Raw genomic sequence first — 21,013 nt, forward strand, 5'->3', positions numbered from 1 at the left:
TGTTAAGAACTACGGTGCTAAACGTGATAATTTATCTGCGTTACCACTTTTGGTAGCCAAAGACTCTGATAGGAATAGACATTGACGTGGTTAAAAGGACGTAAAAAACGCTGGGTGCTCATCCTGGTTGTTCTGGCGGTGATTGCTGCGCTGGCCTATTGGCGCTCCAGCCATTCTGTGGCGGTGGATTTTAAAACGGTCAAGGTTGCCCAGCGCGATCTGCAACAGAACGTATTGGCGACCGGTCAGTTGGATGCGGTACGTAAGGTTGACGTCGGCGCTCAGGTCAGCGGCCAACTGGAGAGCCTAAAGGTCGAGATTGGCGACAAAGTGAAAAAGGGCCAACTGCTGGCCATTATCGATCCCCAGCAGGCGCAAAACAGCATTCGCGAAGGCGAGGCTACTTTGCAGCAACTGCATGCCCAATTGCAGCAGGCGCAGGCGGAACAACAGTTGGCCTCGGTGACCTTGCAGCGTAATCGTCAACTGGCCAAGGTGCAGGCGGTATCAAGCCAGGATCTGGATAAATATGCGACCGAACTGGCGGTGAAAAAAGCGCAGGTTGATACCATCAAAGCGCAGATCATGAAAAATCAGGCCAGCCTGGATACGGCAAAAATCAACCTGGCCTATACCCGCATTGAAGCGCCGATGGATGGCGACGTGGTGCAGATCACCACCTTGCAAGGCCAAACGGTGATTGCCGCGCAACAGGCACCTAACATTCTGACGCTGGCCGATCTGAGCACCATGCTGGTGAAAGCCCAGGTGTCTGAAGCCGATGTAATTAACCTGAAGCCGGGCCTAAAAGCCTGGTTTACCGTGCTGGGCGATCCGCACAAACGCTTCGACGGCGTGCTGAAAGATATTCAGCCGACGCCGGAAAAGGTCAACAACGCCATTTTCTACTATGCGCGCTTTGAAGTGCCGAACCCGGACGGGTTATTGCGCCTGCAAATGACGGCCCAGGTGCATATTCAGCTTTCTGGCGTCAGCGATGCGCTGGTGATCCCACTGGTCGCATTGGGCGATCAGATTGCCGACAATCGTTATCACGTTGCGTTACTGAAACAGGGAAAAGAAGAACAGCGTGAAGTCACCATTGGCATACGCAATAACGTTGATGTGCAGATCCTCAGCGGGTTGGAAGTGGGTGACGAAGTGATTATCAGCCGTGGCGGCGTGGGTGCCCACTGATGGCGGCGTTGTTGGAACTGAGCGGTATCCGGCGTAGCTATCTCTCTGGCGATCAGCCGGTGGATGTGCTGAAGAACATCAGCCTGAGCATTGAGGCGGGTGAAATGGTGGCGATTATGGGGGCTTCCGGCTCCGGTAAGTCGACGCTGATGAACCTTCTCGGCTGCCTGGATCAGCCCAGCGCCGGTACCTATCGGGTGGCCGGGCGGGATGTCGCCACTCTTAACGGTGATGCGCTGGCGCAACTGCGGCGTGAGCACTTTGGTTTTATCTTCCAGCGTTATCATCTGTTACCCCATCTGAGCGCAGCGCATAACGTCGAAGTGCCTGCGGTTTATGCCGGTTTAGGCAAAGCCGCCCGGCGGGAAAGGGCCGCCGCGTTGCTGCAACGCCTGGGACTGGGCGATCGCATCGCTTATCGGCCAAACCAACTTTCCGGCGGCCAGCAGCAGCGCGTCAGTATTGCGCGGGCGTTGATGAACGGCGGGCAGGTGATCCTGGCGGACGAACCGACAGGCGCACTCGACAGCCACTCCGGCGAAGAGGTCATGACTATCCTCAAGCAACTGCGCGAGCAGGGGCACACGGTGATTATTGTGACGCACGATCCGGCGGTGGCGAGTCAGGCCGAACGGATTATTGAAATCCGCGATGGGGAAATCATTGCCGACTCTGGCTCGGCCATACGCGGCAATGTACAGGCCAAAACCTTGGAATTGGCAACTCCAGCGCCTTCCTGGCAGCAGATGTTTGGCCGTTTCCGTGAAGCGCTGGTGATGGCGTGGCGGGCGATGGCGGCCAACAAAATGCGTACCGCGCTCACCATGCTGGGGATCATCATCGGCATTGCCTCCGTGGTCTCGATCCTGGTGATCGGTGATGCAGCTAAACAAATGGTGCTGGCGGATATCAAATCGATCGGTACCAATACCGTGGATATCTATCCGGGCAAAGACTTTGGTGATGACGATCCTGCATACCGCCAGGCCTTGAAATATGACGATCTGGGCGCGTTGCGTGAACAACCCTACGTCAGCGCGCTATCACCCAGGATCGGCAGCAGTATGCGGCTGCGTTTTGGCAATATTGATGTGGCGGCCAGCGTCACCGGGGTCAGCGAGCAGTTTTTCCGCGTTTATGGCATGGAGTTCACTCAGGGCACCGGTATTGATCCTATGCAGGTGCAATCGCAGGCGCAGATCGTGGTGATCGACGCCAATACCCAGCGCCGCCTGTTCCCTTACCAGAAGAACGTGGTGGGGGAAGTGATCCTGGTCGGTAATATGCCCGCAACGGTGGTAGGGGTGGCAAAAGAGAAACAGTCGATGTTTGGCAGCAGCCAGGCGCTGAGCGTGTGGGTGCCTTACACCACCATGGCGAATCGATTGGTGGGAAAAGACAGTTTTGATGCCATCACGGTGCGTATTCATGAGGGTTACAACAGCCAGGAGGCAGAACAACAACTGACGCGCCTGCTGACGTTGCTCCACGGTAAGAAGGATTTTTTCACCTATAATATGGACAGCCTGGTACAAACTGCTGAAAAAACCACCCGTACGTTGCAGTTATTCTTGACGCTGGTGGCGGTGATTTCGCTGGTGGTTGGCGGCATCGGGGTGATGAATATCATGCTGGTCTCGGTCACGGAAAGGACCCGTGAAATCGGCATTCGTATGGCCGTGGGCGCGCGATCCGGTGATGTATTGCAACAGTTTCTGATCGAAGCGGTGCTGGTTTGCCTGGTGGGCGGCGCGCTGGGGATTACCTTGTCATTCGCCATCGGCCTGCTGGTACAAGTGGTGTTGCCGGGCTGGCAGATCAGTTTCCCACCCGCTGCGTTGCTAAGTGCGTTTCTGTGTTCTACGGGGATCGGTGTGGTATTTGGTTATTTACCGGCGCGCAGTGCGGCCAGGCTGAACCCGATTGATGCATTGGCGCGTGAGTAGCCTGAGTAGTAGACTAATAAAAAATGCCAGTCATAGGTTGGCTGGCATTTTATGTGGCAGTGCAGAAGAGCTTTGAAGGGCGTCTAGGCCAGTGCCTCGCTTTCCAGCGGCATAATAAGGCTCGCATGATTCCCTTTCGGCCCTTGATGAACGTCAAATCTGACCTGCTGGCCAGCTTTTAGCGTTCGGTAGCCATCCATCTTGATTGTTGAATAATGAGCGAAAATATCTTCGCCGCCGCCTTCAGGGCAAATAAAACCAAAGCCTTTGGCGTTATTGAACCATTTAACAGTACCCGTCTCCATGCTTCTACATCCCTCGCAACGCAATATTTTAGGTGAGATGAATAACTGATTCTGGTGAGTGTAGGGTGGTCAAAAGACCAGCAGCTCACGAAATTACACTCTAGAGCAAATGATCATCACGTCAAGGGATCGGCTTTTGACAGCACCGGGCAGTTCACCAAAGTTTGAAGCAGTTAACGCTATTGACATTGTTTGGTAACAAATTGTGCAGGAAATCGGGTCTGTTTTATCTGGTTTAAGCTGCGGCGCGCTGGCCATGAAGATGGTAAAATAGTAGTGATATTCCCTTTGAATAACCCGAACGTGCCCCCATATCTGGGGTCATGGTTAGAGAAGATGAACCGCGATGGGCAAGAGTAATGATTGGCTAAATTTTGAACACTTGGCTGAAGAAAAACAAATCGATGCGGTAAAACCGCCATCTATGTATAAAGTTATACTTAACAACGATGATTACACACCGATGGAATTTGTGATTGACGTGCTGCAAAAGTTCTTTTCTTATGATATTGAACGTGCAACACAACTGATGCTTACGGTTCACTATCGAGGTAAGGCGATCTGCGGTGTGTTCACCGCCGAGGTGGCGGAAACCAAGGTCGTTCATGTGAACCGTTACGCGAGGGAGAATGAGCATCCGTTGCTTTGTACGTTGGAAAAGGCCTGAATGGAGTCCGATTCAATAGGCGCTATCAGCGTAGCCAGTTTGGGCGTAGGCAGCGCATCGTAGCCCGGAGCGTACATGCAGTACGTTACGTAAGGAGGCGAACACTGCCCTGGCGCAAAGTGGCAAGTAAAATAGTCTGGTGAACAGACTAAAGGTAATCTATTTGGGAGGTGCCTATGCTCAATCAAGAACTGGAACTCAGTCTAAACATGGCTTTCGCCAGAGCGCGTGAGCACAGACACGAGTTTATGACCGTGGAGCACCTGTTGCTGGCACTGCTCAGCAACCCTGCCGCGCGAGAAGCGCTGGAGGCATGTACGGTGGATCTGGCGGCATTACGTCAGGAACTGGAAGCCTTTATCGAACAAACAACGCCTACGTTGCCCGTCAGCGAAGAAGAGCGCGACACTCAACCGACGCTCAGCTTCCAACGCGTGCTGCAACGTGCGGTATTCCACGTGCAATCTTCTGGTCGTAGCGAAGTCAGCGGCGCCAACGTGCTGGTGGCGATCTTCAGCGAGCAGGAGTCGCAGGCGGCTTACCTGCTGCGCAAACACGACGTCAGCCGTTTGGACGTGGTGAACTTCATTTCACATGGTACGCGTAAAGATGAGCCGGGCCAGGCCCCGAATGCGGAAAACCCGGTAAACGAAGAGCAGTCCGGAGGGGAAGACCGTATGGAAAACTTCACCACCAACCTGAATCAACTGGCCCGTGTGGGCGGCATCGATCCATTGATTGGCCGTGACCGTGAGCTAGAGCGTGCTATTCAAGTGCTGTGCCGCCGCCGTAAAAATAACCCGCTGCTGGTGGGTGAGTCCGGCGTCGGTAAAACCGCGATTGCCGAAGGGCTGGCTTGGCGTATCGTGCAGGGAGATGTGCCAGAAGTGATGGCAGACTGCACGCTGTACTCGCTGGATATCGGTTCGCTGCTGGCAGGGACCAAATACCGTGGTGACTTTGAGAAACGCTTCAAAGCGCTGCTGAAACAGCTGGAGCAGGATCAGAACAGTATCCTGTTTATCGACGAGATTCATACCATCATCGGTGCCGGTGCGGCTTCCGGTGGGCAGGTGGATGCCGCTAACCTGATTAAACCGCTGCTGTCGAGCGGCAAAATCCGGGTGATCGGTTCTACCACCTATCAGGAATTCAGCAATATTTTCGAAAAAGACCGTGCTCTGGCACGTCGCTTCCAGAAAATAGACATCACCGAGCCGACGCCGGAAGAGACTATTCAGATCATCAACGGTCTGAAAACCAAGTACGAAGCGCACCATGACGTGCGTTATACCGCCAAGGCGATCCGCGCTGCGGTTGAGCTTTCGGTGAAATATATCAACGACCGTCATCTGCCGGATAAAGCGATTGACGTGATCGACGAAGCGGGCGCGCGCAGCCGGTTAATGCCGATCAGCAAACGCAAGAAAACCGTTAACGTGGCGGATATTGAATCTGTGGTGGCGCGTATTGCGCGCATCCCGGAAAAAACCGTTTCTGCCAGCGATCGTGACGTGCTGAAGAGCCTGAGCGATCGTCTGAAAATGCTGGTGTTTGGCCAGGATCCGGCGATTGAAGCCTTGACCGAGGCGATCAAGATGAGCCGCGCTGGCTTGGGCCAGGATCGCAAACCGGTAGGTTCCTTCCTGTTTGCCGGGCCGACCGGCGTCGGGAAAACGGAAGTCACGGTGCAACTGGCGAAAGCGCTGGATATTGAGCTGCTGCGGTTTGATATGTCCGAGTATATGGAACGTCATACCGTTAGCCGCCTGATTGGCGCACCTCCAGGCTACGTGGGTTACGATCAGGGCGGTCTGCTGACCGATGCGGTAATCAAGCATCCGCATGCGGTGGTGCTGCTAGATGAGATCGAGAAGGCGCATCCGGACGTGTTCAACCTGTTGTTGCAGGTCATGGACAACGGTACCCTGACCGATAACAACGGCCGCAAGGCAGATTTCCGTAACGTTATCCTGGTGATGACCACCAACGCCGGTGTGCGTGAAACAGAGCGCAAATCGATTGGCCTGATCGAGCAGGACAACAGCATTGATGCGATGGAAGAGATCAAGAAAGTGTTCACGCCGGAATTCCGTAACCGTCTGGACAACGTTATCTGGTTCAACCATCTGTCTCCTGCGGTGATCCAGCAGGTCGTCGACAAGTTTATTGTCGAACTGCAGGCGCAACTGGATGCAAAAGGCGTGTCGCTGGAAGTGAGTGACGAAGCGCGTGATTGGCTGTCAGTGAAAGGCTATGACCGTGCGATGGGGGCTCGCCCAATGGCGCGTGTGATGCAGGAAAGCCTGAAGAAACCGCTGGCTAATGAACTGTTGTTTGGTTCGTTGGTGGACGGGGGTTCGGTGAAAGTTGAGTTGGATAAGGACAAAAAACAGCTAACTTATCACTTCCTCAGCGCGGCGATGCGTAAAGCCGATGAAGGTGCGGTGCACTAAGCGGTAAGCAGACAAAGAAAAGCGATGCTTCGGCATCGCTTTTTTTATACGTGAATTTCACGTGGAACAGAAATGAGTGAGCCCTCTCAGTTTACTCGCGCCGGTACAACTCGGTGGTGAACGTTGCTGCGGGGGTAAACGGAAAGGGCTCCTGAGGGATCACATCCTCAATGTTGCCAAACGCTGGCAACGGGTGAGCCGATTAACGGCTACGGAAGACAATGCGGCCTTTGCTCAGGTCGTACGGGGTCAGCTCTACAGTGACTTTGTCACCCGTCAGGATGCGGATATAGTTTTTACGCATTTTACCGGAGATATGAGCGGTTACCACGTGCCCGTTTTCCAACTCAACGCGGAACATGGTGTTCGGCAGCGTATCAAGAACGGTGCCCTGCATTTCAATATTGTCTTCTTTGGCCATCGAATCCTCTAGGTGTAACTACCTTAGTTTTTAACCGGCAAGATAATGCCGAAAAACCCACATTATGTAAAGATGTGTCGGTGAACAATGCACCGTTTCCGCAAAATTAGTTAGTTGGGGAGGGTGGTTCAACCTGCTGTGGGGGTATAACTTGTGGTTGCCAGCATTCCGGCGCTAAAACCCTGCGTTGAAGGTTGCTCAGCAACTGCAAAAATTGGCGGCGGGAAATCTCTTTTGCTCCCAGCGAGGCAGTGTGAGCGTTAAGCACCTGACAGTCAACCAATTCTCCGCCATAAGCGGCAAAATGACGGCAAAACGCCATCAGGGCACATTTTGACGCATTGGTTGTACGGCTGAACATCGACTCTCCGCAAAACAGCGCCCCTTGCGCGACACCATACAGGCCACCAACCAGTTCATCCCCTTGCCATACCTCAACGGAATGGGCTTTACCCTGCCGATGCAGTTGCCAATAGGCCTGCTGTATTTCTGGGCCGATCCAGGTCCCTTCGTCCGGGCGATAGGCACAGGCGGCAATCACCGCAGCGAAATCGTGATTAAGGGTGATATGGAACGGATTGCTGCGTAGGAAGCGCTTAAGGCTGCGGCTGGCATGGTATTCTGCCGGGAACAGCACGGCACGGGGATCGGGTGACCACCATAAAATCGCTTCCCCCGGTGAGTACCAGGGGAAAATACCGCGTTCATAGGCGGCCAGCAGGCGCGAAGGTGTCAGATCGCCGCCAATCGCCAACAGGCCGTTAGGATCGCGCAGGGCGCTCTCTGGTGAGGGAAACGCCAGTGACTGCGGTGACAGCTTAACAATACGCATAAATCCTCTTAGCGTTGCCTACAGGCCGTTTTACAGCGATACATTACTGATCCGCTGATGGAATTGGGCATAACGACCTTGCTGCTGCATTAGGGCAGCATGATGACCTTGCTCCACGATCTTGCCGCCATCCATTACACAGATACGATCGAAATGTTCCAGCCCATACAGACGATGGGTTACCAGAATCAACGTTTTGCCATGGCAGTGCTGGCGCAACAGAGCCAAAATCTGCTGCTCGGTTTCGGCATCCAGCCCTTCGGTAGGTTCATCGAGCAGCAGCAGCGGAGCTTGATGCAGCAGCGCACGGGCGATCCCCAGGCGGCGCTGTTCGCCACCGGAAAGCTGACGGCCGCCTTCACCCAACCAGGCATTCAGCCCTTCGTTTTCCAGCAGTTTGCCCAGCCCAACCTGTTGCAGGGCGTTGTTCAGTACCTCATCGCTCGCCTGCGGAGCGGCGATGCGCAGGTTTTCACGCAGCGTGCTGCTGAAGATATGCACTCGCTGGCTGACGACCGCAGTCATGGCGCGCAGCGTAGATTCATCATAGCTGTTCAAGGGTTGGCCATTGAGCTGAATCTCACCGCTGTCGGCATTCCAGGCGCGCGTCAGCAGTTGCAGCAGGGTGGATTTGCCACAGCCGGTTCGCCCCAGCAGCGCAATGTGTTCACCGGCGGCAAGATTCAATGTGACGCTATGCAACACCGGGAGCGGTTGCCCAGGATAGGTGAAAGAGACGTCATGCAGGTTCAGCGTTGCGCCCGGCTGTGCCGCTGGCCCACTCTCAGGGAAAATAACCTCCGGTTGCTGATCGATAATCTGTTTGACGCGCGTTGCGGAGGCAATGACCTGACCTAGATGCTGGAAAGCACCGGCAACCGGCATCATGGCCTCAAAGGAAGCCAGTGCGGCAAAGGCAAACAATGCAATCAGCGCCCCTGGCTGAGTATCACCGCCGATACCGGCTGCCGCCAGCCACAGCATCAGCGTGACGGTGAGGCCGCTGGCAAGAATCGTTAACGCCTGAGCGATCCCGCCCAGCGAAGCTTGTTGCCATTGACGCTGCTGCCAGCGCTGTTCGGTGGCATTCAGTTTGGTACGGAAACCCTCTAGCGCGCCGAAAATCACCAGTTCTGCCTGCCCTTGCAGCCAAGATGCCAACTCGGTGCGGTATTGGCTACGCAGTGCGGTTAATTCGCCCCCAATCGGCTTACCCGCGTGATAGAACACAGGAGGCAGCAACAGCAGCAACAGCAGTAAAATGCCACCCAAGGTGAAGGCTAACGGGCCATCCAGCCAGCTAAGGCCGAAAGTCACCACCATAATCACCACAGCGGCGCTGACCAAAGGTGAAATCACCCGCAGATACAGGTGATCGAGCGTATCGACATCGGCCACCAATCGGTTCAGCAATTCAGCCTGGCGGAAGCGGGCAATACCACCGGGCGACAGCGGCAAGATCTTCTTGAAGGTAAACACTCGCAGATGCGACAGCACGCGAAACGTTGCATCATGGCTGACCACGCGCTCTGCATAACGCCCTGCGGTGCGGAAGATCGCGGCTCCGCGTACGCCTGCCGCTGGCAACATGTAGTTGAAGGTCAATAAACCGGCCAACCCGGCCAGTGAAGAAGCCGCCAGGAACCAGCCGGAAAGCGCCAGCAAGCCGATACTGGCCAGCAGAGTGACGATCGCCAGAATAATTCCCAGGCAAATCAGAAAACTGTGTCTGCGGTACAGCGCCAGGAAAGGTAATAAAACACGCATGATTATAGCTCCCCGCTGCGGTGGGCAATCAGATTGGCAAACAGGCCGGGTTGGGTACTGAGCGTGGCATAATCGCCAAATTGTACGATCTTCCCGCTGTCCATCACCCAAATCTGGTCGTAATCTTCGATATCTTCCAACTGATGTGTCACCAGCAAGGTGGTTTGCTGATGTGAGGCGTTATTCAATGCTTGCATCACCCAGCGTTCACTGTGTGCATCCAGGCTGGCGGCCGGTTCATCCAGCAGCAGCAGGCGGCGTGGGCTGATCAGCGCGCGTGCGACGGCTACCCGCTGCGCTTGGCCGACGGAAAGGCGCGCTGCGCCATCGCCCAGATCGGTTTCCAGCCCGTTTGGCAGATGCGGCAGGAATTCGCTGACGTAAGCCTGCTCAATCGCCTGCTGCAGTTGCTCTTCGCTGGCTTCGGGCGCGCCAAGCAGAATATTTTCTCTTAGCGTTGGTGCTGGCAGGTGCGGGTTTTGCCCCACCCAGCCGAGCTGTTGGCGCCAGCTTGCCGCCGCCAGTTCACGCAGTTCTGTACCGTTAACCTGCAACGAACCCCGGTACGGCAAGAAGCCGAGCAATAGATTCAGCAGTGAGCTTTTCCCAGCGCCGCTTAGCCCGACCAGCGCAATACGTTGGTTGGCCGGGAGCGTAAAGTTGAGTGGCCCGGCCAGCAATACGCCGTTAGGGGAGAGAATCTCCAGATCTTGTGCCTGCAACGTTAGCGCTGCTGCGGTATCGATGGTTTGAGTACCATTCCCCACCTGCTCACCTTCTGCGGCCAAGAAGGTTTCCAGCGCTTCGGCTGCGCCAACGGCCTGCGCCTTGGCATGGTAGAAAGCACCGAGATCGCGCAGCGGCTGGAAGAATTCCGGCGCAAGGATCAGCACCAGGAAACCGGCAAACAGCGTAACGCCGGTGCCGTAGCTGCCGAAATTTAGCTCGCCGAGATAGGAGAAACCAAAATAGACCGCTACCACGGCGATGGAAATAGAAGCAAAAAACTCCAGCACCGCAGAGGAGAGGAAGGCCATACGCAGCACTTCCATGGTGCGTTGGCGGAAATCCTCCGAGGACTTGGCAATCTGTTCTGTTTCTGCCCGCCCACGGTTAAATAACCGCAGCGTATCTAACCCGCGTAGCCGATCGAGGAAATTGCCACTCAGGCGTGCCAGCGCCACAAAATTCCGGCGGTTGGCATCTGCGGCGCCCATACCGACCAGCGCCATAAAGAGCGGGATCAGCGGAGCGGTGGCCAGCAGGATAAATCCGGCGGCCCAGTTAATCGGGAAGACGGTGATCAGGATCAGCAGCGGGATAAAGACCGCCAGATACATCTGCGGCAGGTAACGCGCATAGTAATCCTGCATATCTTCGATCTGTTCGACAATGATGCTGGCCCAGCTACCGGCAGGTTTCCCCTGGATCCAGGCAGGACCAAGCTGTTGCAGTTTATTCAGTACCTGCGCCCGCATGCGTTGGCGGATCACTTGCCCGCAGATAAAGCCGACGCGCTCGCGCAGCCAGCTTAACAGCGCTCGCAGCGCAAAGGCGGCAATCAACCAGATAAACGAGGAGACAAGTTCAGCGCGGGGTTGATGTTCGATAATCAGGGCATGAAGCAGAGAGGCTAACAGCCAGGACTGGGCGACGATCAAAATGCCGCTGAGCAGGCCTAACAGCATGGAAAGACGCAGCCAACGCTGCGCCAATGCACTCTGGGTTTTGAGCCAACGGGTTAATTGGTACTGTCTGGTTTTTTTCATCAGGTAGTCTGCGTCGCCGATGCCTGCCGTAACAGGTCAGGTTAACGTACTGTTAAAAAAGTGTTTGCCTCGACCTGAAGCGAAACAAGTGAACGCTAATGTTACCTCGTCACCATGCAGACTGAAAATAAATATCCCTTTCGCATTGTAAGCGGCGGCCAGGTTTTTGGGCGTCCAAGGGGATTTGAAATACGCTTTAGATAAATAAGGCGGCTAAGAAACCGCCTTGGATTGAACAAAGGAAGGATTTACCGCACTTCAGCCTGGGCGATACCGTCGAGGTAACGCTCGGCATCCAGTGCCGCCATGCAACCGGTACCGGCAGAGGTAATTGCCTGACGATAGATATGGTCCATCACGTCGCCAGCTGCAAACACGCCAGGGATACTCGTCTGGGTCGCGTTGCCATGAATGCCGGACTGCACTTTGATGTAGCCATTCTCCAATGCAAGCTGGTCACTGAAGATAGCGGTGTTCGGGCTGTGACCGATTGCGATAAACACGCCGGCAACGGCCAACTCTTCGGTTTCATTTTCAGCTTTGGTGCTGCGGATACGCACACCGGTGACACCCATTTGATCGCCCAGCACTTCATCCAGAGTACGGTCAGTGTGTAGGACGATGTTGCCGTTCTTCACTTTATCCATCAAACGGTTGATCAGGATTTTTTCCGAGCGGAAGCTGTCGCGGCGATGAATCAGGTGCACTTCAGACGCAATGTTAGAGAGATACAGCGCTTCTTCTACAGCGGTGTTACCCCCACCCACTACCGCAACTTTCTGATTACGATAGAAGAAACCGTCACAGGTCGCACAGGCGGAAACCCCTTTGCCCTTGAAGGCTTCTTCCGTTGGCAGCCCTAAGTAGCGGGCAGAAGCACCGGTTGCGATGATCAGCGCATCGCAGGTGTATTCGCCGCTGTCGCCAAACAGGCGGAAAGGGCGGTTCTGCAAATCGGCACTGTTGATATGGTCAAAGACGATTTCAGTCTCGAATTTTTCAGCATGCTCGCGCATACGCTCCATTAACGCCGGGCCAGTCAGCCCTTCGGCGTCACCAGGCCAGTTTTCGACTTCGGTGGTGGTGGTCAACTGACCCCCTTGCTCCATACCGGTGATCAGCACCGGGTTCAGGTTTGCCCGCGCTGCATAAACAGCGGCGGTGTAGCCAGCCGGGCCTGAACCCAGAATCAGTAATTTGCTATGTTTAGCCGTGCCCATGAATAACCTCTTTTTCCACGATGGCGGACAGTGGTAGCGATTGTAGGGAAAATACGCCAGTAAAAAAAGCATCAGGGAATGTTGTTAACGATTTGTTTGATAGCAGGTGTCGATTAATGGCACCCCCAGAGCGCCAGACGTTGTAATTAAATTAATCCCAATGCAAGGATTATATCTGTTCATAAATGCGTGAAAAATGGTATCTTTATCGGTTTTATGTGGCTAACTTCCTGGCTTTTTAATGCGGAGATTCCTAACTGAAAATGAGGCGCTCCGTTTTCCTCACGGCACGTTCTTCTGATTTTACTTCTTTTACTTTGACAATCCGCTGCGCATTTGCGAAAACATCATAGGAAGAAGAAATTATCCCCGGACCAGCAGTAAACCGTTTGTATCTATGCCGATAAAGCAGCGTATTACATCGTTGCGGCAGGTGAGGGCGGATTTGGCTCTAGGGGAGTGAGTTCTCTTCTGCATGTGAGCATCATTTGAATTCGTTGTATGGGGTGGACAGACAGGCTGTACAACGGCGGAAGATGGTAGTGAAAAGGAGCAATACGGCGGTAAGTGTTACAGAAATATTCCCTGTCTCAGGGGAATGAGCCGCTTATCAAAGACATCGGGTCTTCGCTTGGAACAAGCCCTTGCACATTGACGTTGGCTAGGGTGTGGCAAGTGCAGGGAAGAACATAAGAGAGACAATAATAATGGCAGACAATAAAAAACGCCCGGGTAAAGATCTTGACCGTATCGACCGCAACATCCTGAATGAATTGCAAAAGGATGGGCGAATTTCGAACGTCGAGCTTTCGAAGCGCGTGGGGTTATCCCCAACGCCATGTTTAGAACGCGTGCGCCGTCTTGAGCGTCAGGGTTTTATCCATGGTTATACCGCATTGCTCAACCCACATTATCTGGACGCTTCCCTGCTGGTTTTCGTGGAAATCACGCTGAACCGCGGTGCGCCGGACGTGTTTGAACAATTCAACTCAGCCGTACAGAAACTTGAAGAAATTCAGGAGTGTCATCTGGTTTCCGGTGATTTCGACTATCTGTTGAAAACCCGTGTGCCCGATATGTCGGCTTACCGTAAATTGCTGGGCGAAACTCTGTTGCGTTTGCCGGGGGTTAATGACACCCGTACTTACGTGGTGATGGAAGAAGTGAAACAGAGTAACCGTCTGGTTATCAAAACACGGTAAGACGCAGGTGCAAAACCTGATTAAATTCGTTATACTCCTGTTTATCCATACAGTTTCGGCGCCGAGGAAGCCTCTCGGCGCTGTTACTATGCCAGCTAACAGGAACCTGGAGAGCCTTTCTTGAGCCAGGAATACACAGAAGATAAAGAAGTTACCCTGAAGAGGCTCAGCAGCGGGCAGCGTTTGCTTGAGGCTTTGTCGATCGTGGTAGCGATTTTTGCCGTTTACCTTATGGCTGCACTGGTCAGTTTCAATCCTTCTGACCCCAGTTGGTCGCAAACTGCATGGCACGAGCCGATCCATAATCTGGGCGGCGGTGTTGGCGCATGGTTGGCCGACACGCTGTTCTTCACCTTCGGAGTACTCGCCTACGCGATACCGCCGATCATGTTCATTCTATGCTGGGCTGGGTTCCGTCAGCGCGGCAATCATGATTATATTGACTATTTTGCGCTGTCGTTGCGCCTGATCGGTACCTTGGCGCTGGTGCTAACCTCCTGTGGTTTGGCAGCACTGAATGTCGACGATCTCTACTATTTCGCCTCTGGTGGTGTGATTGGCAGTTTGCTGAGCAATGCCATGCTGCCGTGGTTCAATGGCATTGGTGCCACCTTGGCGCTGTTGGGCATTTGGGCGGTGGGATTAACGCTGTTCACCGGCTGGTCCTGGTTGGTTATCGCTGAAAAAATCGGTGGGGTGGTACTGGGAACAGCCACTTTCATGACCAACCGTTCACGTCGTGACGATCGTTATTACGATGACGACGACAGATTGATTGATGAGTCAGAGCCAGATGCTAAGAGCACCGTCGTAGCCGCTGTGGCGGACGAAGATGACGTGCTGTTCTCTGCGCCTTCGGTCAGTGAAATGGCGCAACAAGATGAAGTAGATCCACTTTTGAGTGGTTTGCGCGCCATCGATGACGAACTTCCTGCTGATGAACCTGTGCAGGCGGTGGTTGATATGCCAGTAGCCACTCCGGCTCCGGTGACGGCTGCACCCGTAGCACCTGCTTCGATCAATCAGCATCCGTTGAGCCCAGTGCCAGAGCAGAGCACACCGCCGCTCTATTCGTTTGAGCTCCCGGAAGAAACACCCGCACCGAAAACGACGCGCATGATAGATCCTTATCAGGAGGACGATGAGCCGCGCTTGGGGGATTGGCAGTCATCTGTTGCGCCGCCGCGTGAGCAGTCGCCGTTTGATTTTTCTGCCGCACAGCGTGATCACGTTGGTTTCAGTGGTTCAACCGGGTTTAGCGATAGCGCCGATGCGCCTTCCTTTGGTGCAGTAAAACCACCATCCGCTACGGCAACCAGCGTAGCCAGTGTGGTTAACCATACCTTTATGCCAGCATTTACCGCCACCAGCGACGGTAATTCTCAGATTAAGCAAGGCATTGGCCCTGAATTGCCGCGTCCGAATCCGGTGCGTATCCCCACTCGGCGTGAACTGGCCTCCTATGGCATCAAACTGCCTTCGCAGCGCATGGCAGAGCAGGAGCAGCGTCATCGCAGCGAAGAACCTTTGCAGCAGTCTGCCAGCGATTTGCCGGAAGATGAGGCTTTGCAGGAAGCTGCACTGGGCCAGGCATTTGCCGAGCAGCAGAACCAGCGCTATGGCGAAGAATATCAGCATGATGATGAAAGCGCTTTGCAGGAAGCGGCTCTCGGTCAGGCTTTTGCGCAGCAACAGCAGGCACGCTATGGTGAAGAGAATACGCTGTCTGAACCCGCGCCAGTCTCGCGCCCTGTTGACACCAGCCAGGCCTTCAGTTTCTCACCGATGGCAGATCTGGTTGATGATGGTCCAAAAGAGCCGTTATTCACCCTGTCGCCTCAGCTTGAAGAACGTATCGAGCTGCAAAGCGAAAGAGAAGATGATGTGCCCTTCGGTCAGTTTGAGCCAGAAGCGCCCGCTTATCAGGCACCACGGCCTCAAACGCCATCTGTACCTGCTTATCAGCCGCAACAGTCTTATCAACCCCCGGCGCAGCAGCAACCTGCCGCGCCCGCAATGGACAGCCTGATCCACCCGTTCCTGATGCGTAACGATCAGCCGCTGCAAAAGCCGACGACGCCATTGCCTACGCTGGATCTGCTGACTGAAGCCCCGAAAGAGGTGGAGCCGGTTGATTCGTTTGAGCTGGAGCAGAAAGCCCGTCTGGTGGAAGCCAGCTTGGCAGATTATCGGGTCAAGGCTGACGTTGTGGATATTCTGCCTGGCCCGGTGATTACACGTTTCGAACTGGACCTGGCTCCAGGCGTAAAAGCCGCACGTATTTCCAATCTGTCACGCGATTTGGCGCGTTCGCTGTCAACTTCGGCGGTGCGCGTGGTTGAGGTGATCCCAGGTAAACCTTACGTGGGTATCGAATTGCCAAACGCCAAGCGTCAGACGGTGTATCTGCGAGAAGTGCTGGATTGCCCGGCATTCCGTGATAATCCGTCGCCGTTGGCAATCGTGTTGGGTAAAGATATTTCCGGTCAGCCGGTGGTGGCCGATCTGGGCAAAATGCCGCACTTGCTGGTGGCCGGGACCACCGGTTCCGGTAAGTCGGTCGGGGTCAACGCCATGATCCTGAGTATTTTGTATAAAGCCACGCCAAAAGAAGTGCGCTTTATCATGATCGACCCGAAAATGCTGGAGCTGTCGGTCTATGAAGGTATTCCGCATCTGCTGACCGATGTGGTCACCGACATGAAAGATGCGGCCAACGCGTTGCGCTGGTGTGTCGCCGAGATGGAGCGTCGCTATAAGCTGATGTCTGCGCTGGGCGTGCGCAATTTGGCGGGTTATAACGAGCGCGTCGATCAGGCCGAAGCCATGGGTAGGCCGATTCCAGATCCGTTCTGGAAACCGACAGACAGCATGGGCACCGTGATGCCGATGTTGGAAAAAGAGCCCTACATCGTGGTGATGGTGGATGAGTTTGCTGACCTGATTATGACGGTCGGTAAAAAAGTGGAAGAGCTGATCGCCCGCCTGGCGCAGAAAGCGCGTGCTGCGGGTATCCACCTGGTATTGGCAACGCAGCGTCCGTCGGTGGATGTCATTACCGGGTTGATTAAAGCGAACATTCCAACGCGTATTGCGTTCACCGTTTCCAGTAAGATCGACTCCCGTACCATTCTCGATCAGAGTGGTGCTGAATCCTTGCTGGGGATGGGCGATATGCTGTACTTGGCACCTAACTCCTCCATTCCGGTACGTGTGCACGGCGCTTTTGTACGCGATCAGGAAGTGCATGCGGTAGTGAAAGATTGGAAAGCCCGTGAACGGCCGCAGTACAAAGAGGGTATCCTCAGCGGTGGTGACGAAGGCGAAGGTGGTGCGGGTGGCGGCTTGGACGGTGATGAAGAGCTGGATCCGCTGTTCGATCAGGCCGTGGAGTTTGTGGTGGACAAGCGCCGCGCTTCCATTTCCGGCGTACAACGTCAGTTCCGCATCGGTTATAACCGTGCTGCGCGTATCATCGAACAGATGGAAGCGCAGGGGATCGTCAGCGAGCAGGGGCATAACGGCAACCGCGAAGTATTGGCTCCGCCGCGTCATGATTGATAGCTGATATCTACCCGTTGTAGAAATCATAAAGGGCCGCTTTAGCGGCCCTTGTGCAAAGAAGCGTAAACCCGTGAATTTCTCGGGGTATTGTTCTGGTAGCCCGTTCAGGGCTTCAGGTACAGTGGTGAACGTTAAAGGTTATTTGACCCGTGTGGCACTGCCCTGCGGTAAATGAATTTCATAAGGTATCTGGAATAATGAAAAAACTGTTAGTTGCCTGTTGCCTGCTTTCAGGCTTTGCGTCCACGTCAGTGCTGGCGGATGCCTCTCAGGATCTGCAAAATCGCCTGGCGAAAGTGAACAGTTTCCACGCCAGTTTCTCCCAATCGGTGACCAGCAGTGACGGTGCTGCGGTGCAGCAAGGGGAAGGTGAGCTGTGGGTAAAACGCCCGAACCTGTTTAACTGGCATATGACTTCTCCGGATGAGAGTGTGCTGGTTTCTGACGGCGAAACCCTGTGGTTCTATAACCCGTTTGTTGAGCAGGTTACCGCTACCTGGCTGAATAATGCCACTGGCAACACGCCGTTTATGCTGATTACCCGTAATAATGCCAACGATTGGAAACAGTACCACGTTAAGCAAAAAGGCGATGATTTTGAGCTGACGCCAAAAGCCAGCAGTGGCAACCTAAAGCAGTTTGCGATCACAGTCACCAACAGCGGTACGATCAAGAGTTTTACCGCAGTTGAACAAGACGGCCAACGCAGTGATTACCAGCTAAAAAGCCAGCAGAATAGCAGCGTTGATGCCGCCAAATTCAAATTTACCCCGCCGAAGGGGGTAACGCTGGATGACCAGCGCAAGTAGAGGTCTGCGTGAGTAATCTGTCACTCGATTTTTCCCACAATGAATTCCAACCCTTGGCCGCGCGTATGCGGCCAACAACGCTTGCGCAGTACATCGGCCAGCAGCACTTGCTGGCACCGGGTAAGCCTTTGCCTCGGGCGATTGAAGCCGGGCAACTGCACTCGATGATCCTGTGGGGCCCACCGGGAACCGGGAAAACCACGCTGGCAGAACTTATTGGCCGTTACGGCCAGGCGGACGTTGAGCGGATCTCTGCGGTCACTTCCGGTATCAAGGAAATCCGCGAAGCGATCGAACGCGCGCGGCAAAATCGTGATGCTGGCCGCCGTACCATTCTGTTTGTCGATGAAGTGCACCGGTTCAATAAAAGCCAGCAGGATGCCTTCTTGCCGCATATTGAAGACGGGACCATCACTTTTATCGGTGCCACCACGGAAAACCCCTCTTTTGAGCTGAATTCGGCATTGTTGTCTCGTGCTCGCGTCTACCTGTTGAAAGCGCTGACCGCTGAGGATATCTGCCAGGTGCTGGATCAGGCCATGAAAGATAACGGCCGTGGTTTTGGCGGCCAGAACGTGGTGCTGCCGGAAGACACCAAGCGCATGCTATCGGAGTTGGTGGGCGGTGACGCTCGCCGTGCGCTGAACAGCCTGGAAATGATGGCTGATATGGCCGAAATAGATGCTCAGGGAATGCGGGTATTAACGCCGGAATTGCTGAAAGAGGTTTCTGGTGAACGCAGCGCACGCTTCGACAATAAAGGCGATCGCTATTACGACCTGATCTCTGCGTTGCATAAATCGGTGCGTGGTTCAGCGCCGGATGCAGCGCTGTACTGGTATGCACGTATTATCACCGCCGGGGGCGATCCGCTGTATGTGGCGCGCCGCCTGTTGGCTATTGCTTCCGAAGATGTCGGCAATGCCGATCCTCGCGGCATGCAGGTAGCAATTGCCGCTTGGGACTGTTTCACTCGCGTCGGGCCTGCGGAAGGGGAACGTGCGATCGCCCAAGCGATCGTCTACCTAGCCTGTGCGCCGAAAAGCAATGCGGTTTACACCGCGTTCAAAGCCGCAGTTCGTGATGCCAAAGAGATGGCGGATTACGACGTGCCGGAGCATTTACGTAATGCACCGACCAAGCTGATGAAGGAAATGGGGCTGGGGGCGGAATACCGCTATGCCCATGATGAACCCAATGCCTATGCGGCTGGTGAGAGCTATTTCCCACCGGAAATGGCGGCTACCCGCTACTATCATCCGAGCTCGCGCGGGCTGGAAGGCAAAATCGGTGAAAAGTTGGCATGGCTCGCTGAGCAGGATCAAAATAGCCAGACAAAACGCTACCGCTAGCGTTGCCGTTGCGGTAAGGTTAACGGGTATCACTCTTCTTTTTATGTGGCTTTAACGTTGCCGCATAAAACAACAATTTCTCTTTCAATAACAACAAGCACAGGATTAGCATGCTCGATCCCAATTTGCTGCGTAATGAGCTAGACGCAGTCGCCGTAAAACTGGCTCGCAGAGGCTTTAAACTCGATTTGGACCTGCTGCGTTCGCAAGAAGAACGCCGTAAAGTTCTGCAGGTAGAAACTGAAACACTGCAGGCAGAGCGTAACTCCCGATCGAAATCCATCGGCGCAGCCAAAGCGCGCGGTGAAGATATCGAGCCACTGCGTCGCGAAGTGAACGAACTGGGTGAAAAGCTGGATGCCGCCAAAGCCGAGCTGGATAAGCTGCAGAACGAGATCCGTGATTACGCCCTGATCTTGCCAAACCTGCCGGACGATGCCGTGCCTAACGGTAAAGACGACAGCGAAAATCTGGAAGTTTTCCGCTGGGGCGAACCGCGTCAATATGATTTCACCGTGCGCGATCATGTTGAACTAGGTGAAATGGCCGGTGGTTTAGATTTTGCCGCTGCGGTAAAACTGACCGGTGCGCGCTTTGTGGTGATGAAAGGGCAAATGGCCCGCATGCACCGTGCGTTGTCGCAGTTTATGCTGGATCTGCATACCGAAAAGCACGGTTATCTGGAAACCTACGTACCCTATCTGGTAAACCACGCGACTCTGTACGGTACCGGTCAATTGCCTAAGTTTGGTGAAGACCTGTTCCACACCAAGCCGCTGGAAGAAGAGTCAGAAAGCAGCAACTATGCGCTGATCCCAACGGCGGAAGTGCCGGTGACCAACCTGGTGCGTGACGAGATCCTCGACGAAGACGATCTGCCGCTGAAGATGACGGCGCATACGCCGTGCTTCCGTTCCGAAGCAGGTTCCTACGGCCGCGACACGCGCGGTCTGATCCGTATGCATCAGTTCGATAAAGTCGAAATGGTGCAGATTGTTCGCCCGGAAGACTCCATGGCGGCGTTGGAAGAACTGACTGGCCATGCTGAAAAAGTGTTGCAGTTGCTGAATCTGCCATACCGCAAAGTGCTGCTGTGTACCGGTGATATGGGCTTCGGTGCATGCAAGACTTACGATCTGGAAGTGTGGCTGCCCGCGCAGAATACCTATCGTGAAATTTCTTCCTGCTCCAACATGTGGGATTTCCAGGCGCGCCGCATGCAGGCTCGTTGCCGCAGCAAAACCGAGAAGAAACCGCGCTTGGTGCATACGCTGAACGGTTCTGGTTTAGCCGTAGGCCGTACCTTGGTCGCCGTGCTGGAAAACTATCAGCAGGCCGATGGCCGCATTCAGGTGCCTGAAGTATTACGCCCTTACATGGGTGGCCTGGAATATATCGGCTAACAAACGGTTCTGAGCCCGATCGAAAAGCGCCTTTGGGCGCTTTTTTTGCTTGAGCATCCAAAAAATCCTTCCTCGATAGTGCCCCTCCAAATTCAGTCCAATA

General features: G+C 54.4%; 15 protein-coding genes. 9 read left to right on the plus strand and 6 right to left on the minus strand.

What is annotated here, in order from left to right; all coding sequences use genetic code 11:
• Positions 1 to 81: 81 nt before the first annotated feature.
• Both macA and macB read left to right on the plus strand, forming a co-directional pair.
• On the plus strand, positions 82 to 1,197 hold the full coding sequence (gene macA, locus ACX1CU_RS08565) for a macrolide transporter subunit MacA (protein ID WP_459402149.1): 1,116 nt from the start codon (positions 82 to 84) through the stop codon (positions 1,195 to 1,197).
• Positions 1,197 to 3,143, plus strand: coding sequence for a macrolide ABC transporter ATP-binding protein/permease MacB (gene macB, locus ACX1CU_RS08570; RefSeq protein ID WP_459402150.1), 1,947 nt, complete (start codon positions 1,197 to 1,199; stop codon positions 3,141 to 3,143). Before macA ends, macB begins: the two co-directional genes overlap by 1 nt.
• A gap of 83 nt (positions 3,144 to 3,226) precedes the next feature.
• Here macB and cspD read toward each other — a convergent pair whose 3' ends face one another.
• The gene (gene cspD, locus ACX1CU_RS08575) at positions 3,227 to 3,448 is read right to left on the minus strand and encodes a cold shock-like protein CspD (protein ID WP_037393863.1); all 222 of its coding nucleotides are present in this window, start codon (positions 3,446 to 3,448) and stop codon (positions 3,227 to 3,229) included.
• A 346-nt stretch (positions 3,449 to 3,794) separates the two neighbouring features.
• Here cspD and clpS point away from each other — a divergent pair, with 346 nt between their 5' ends.
• Both clpS and clpA read left to right on the plus strand, forming a co-directional pair.
• Positions 3,795 to 4,115 carry an ATP-dependent Clp protease adapter ClpS gene (clpS, locus tag ACX1CU_RS08580; protein WP_459402151.1) on the plus strand — a complete coding sequence of 107 codons (321 nt, stop codon included), beginning with the start codon at positions 3,795 to 3,797 and terminating at the stop codon, positions 4,113 to 4,115.
• A 176-nt stretch (positions 4,116 to 4,291) separates the two neighbouring features.
• Positions 4,292 to 6,571 carry an ATP-dependent Clp protease ATP-binding subunit ClpA gene (gene clpA, locus ACX1CU_RS08585; RefSeq protein ID WP_459402152.1) on the plus strand — a complete coding sequence of 760 codons (2,280 nt, stop codon included), beginning with the start codon at positions 4,292 to 4,294 and terminating at the stop codon, positions 6,569 to 6,571.
• A gap of 202 nt (positions 6,572 to 6,773) precedes the next feature.
• Here clpA and infA read toward each other — a convergent pair whose 3' ends face one another.
• From infA to trxB, 5 genes are all read right to left on the minus strand, one after another.
• Positions 6,774 to 6,992 carry a translation initiation factor IF-1 gene (gene infA / locus ACX1CU_RS08590; RefSeq protein WP_002211347.1) on the minus strand — a complete coding sequence of 73 codons (219 nt, stop codon included), beginning with the start codon at positions 6,990 to 6,992 and terminating at the stop codon, positions 6,774 to 6,776.
• Between the two features lie 106 nt (positions 6,993 to 7,098).
• A complete protein-coding gene (aat, locus tag ACX1CU_RS08595) occupies positions 7,099 to 7,824 on the minus strand; it encodes a leucyl/phenylalanyl-tRNA--protein transferase (protein ID WP_459402153.1) in 726 nt (241 codons plus the stop codon).
• A gap of 30 nt (positions 7,825 to 7,854) precedes the next feature.
• Entirely contained in the window at positions 7,855 to 9,591 is a 1,737-nt protein-coding gene (cydC, locus tag ACX1CU_RS08600; protein ID WP_459402154.1) for a heme ABC transporter ATP-binding protein/permease CydC, read from the minus strand.
• Positions 9,592 to 9,593: 2 nt separating this feature from the next.
• Positions 9,594 to 11,360: a heme ABC transporter permease/ATP-binding protein CydD gene (gene cydD / locus ACX1CU_RS08605; RefSeq protein ID WP_459402155.1), complete on the minus strand. Its 1,767-nt coding sequence runs from the start codon at positions 11,358 to 11,360 to the stop codon at positions 9,594 to 9,596.
• A 248-nt stretch (positions 11,361 to 11,608) separates the two neighbouring features.
• Entirely contained in the window at positions 11,609 to 12,580 is a 972-nt protein-coding gene (gene trxB / locus ACX1CU_RS08610) for a thioredoxin-disulfide reductase (RefSeq protein ID WP_459402156.1), read from the minus strand.
• Positions 12,581 to 13,287: 707 nt separating this feature from the next.
• Between trxB and lrp the strand changes: the two genes are divergently transcribed.
• The 5 genes from lrp (at position 13,288) to serS (ending at position 20,910) form a co-directional block, all read left to right on the plus strand.
• The gene (gene lrp / locus ACX1CU_RS08615; protein WP_004928318.1) at positions 13,288 to 13,782 is read left to right on the plus strand and encodes a leucine-responsive transcriptional regulator Lrp; all 495 of its coding nucleotides are present in this window, start codon (positions 13,288 to 13,290) and stop codon (positions 13,780 to 13,782) included.
• Between the two features lie 120 nt (positions 13,783 to 13,902).
• Positions 13,903 to 17,343 (plus strand): DNA translocase FtsK 4TM domain-containing protein, encoded by a 3,441-nt coding sequence (locus tag ACX1CU_RS08620; protein WP_459402157.1) that lies wholly within the window; start codon positions 13,903 to 13,905, stop codon positions 17,341 to 17,343.
• A gap of 200 nt (positions 17,344 to 17,543) precedes the next feature.
• Complete coding sequence (gene lolA, locus ACX1CU_RS08625; protein WP_459402158.1) at positions 17,544 to 18,155, plus strand: outer membrane lipoprotein chaperone LolA; 612 nt, start codon at positions 17,544 to 17,546, stop codon at positions 18,153 to 18,155.
• A gap of 8 nt (positions 18,156 to 18,163) precedes the next feature.
• Positions 18,164 to 19,507, plus strand: a complete 1,344-nt coding sequence (locus ACX1CU_RS08630; protein ID WP_459402159.1) for a replication-associated recombination protein A — start codon at positions 18,164 to 18,166, stop codon at positions 19,505 to 19,507.
• Between the two features lie 110 nt (positions 19,508 to 19,617).
• Positions 19,618 to 20,910, plus strand: a complete 1,293-nt coding sequence (serS, locus tag ACX1CU_RS08635; RefSeq protein ID WP_459402160.1) for a serine--tRNA ligase — start codon at positions 19,618 to 19,620, stop codon at positions 20,908 to 20,910.
• Positions 20,911 to 21,013 lie beyond the last annotated feature (103 nt).

It is taken from the genome of Serratia sp. D1N4, from assembly GCF_054552755.1.

Excerpts from the sequence above, each read along its gene's own strand:
- cydC (WP_459402154.1), bottom strand. The coding sequence starts at position 9,591 with ATGCGTGTTTTATTACCTTTCCTGGCGCTGTACCGCAGACACAGTTTT.
- aat (WP_459402153.1), bottom strand. The coding sequence starts at position 7,824 with ATGCGTATTGTTAAGCTGTCACCGCAGTCACTGGCGTTTCCCTCACCA.
- cspD (WP_037393863.1), bottom strand. The coding sequence starts at position 3,448 with ATGGAGACGGGTACTGTTAAATGGTTCAATAACGCCAAAGGCTTTGGT.
- macB (WP_459402150.1), top strand. The coding sequence starts at position 1,197 with ATGGCGGCGTTGTTGGAACTGAGCGGTATCCGGCGTAGCTATCTCTCT.
- serS (WP_459402160.1), top strand. The coding sequence starts at position 19,618 with ATGCTCGATCCCAATTTGCTGCGTAATGAGCTAGACGCAGTCGCCGTA.
- clpS (WP_459402151.1), top strand. The coding sequence starts at position 3,795 with ATGGGCAAGAGTAATGATTGGCTAAATTTTGAACACTTGGCTGAAGAA.
- lrp (WP_004928318.1), top strand. The coding sequence starts at position 13,288 with ATGGCAGACAATAAAAAACGCCCGGGTAAAGATCTTGACCGTATCGAC.
- infA (WP_002211347.1), bottom strand. The coding sequence starts at position 6,992 with ATGGCCAAAGAAGACAATATTGAAATGCAGGGCACCGTTCTTGATACG.
- lolA (WP_459402158.1), top strand. The coding sequence starts at position 17,544 with ATGAAAAAACTGTTAGTTGCCTGTTGCCTGCTTTCAGGCTTTGCGTCC.
- cydD (WP_459402155.1), bottom strand. The coding sequence starts at position 11,360 with ATGAAAAAAACCAGACAGTACCAATTAACCCGTTGGCTCAAAACCCAG.
- clpA (WP_459402152.1), top strand. The coding sequence starts at position 4,292 with ATGCTCAATCAAGAACTGGAACTCAGTCTAAACATGGCTTTCGCCAGA.
- trxB (WP_459402156.1), bottom strand. The coding sequence starts at position 12,580 with ATGGGCACGGCTAAACATAGCAAATTACTGATTCTGGGTTCAGGCCCG.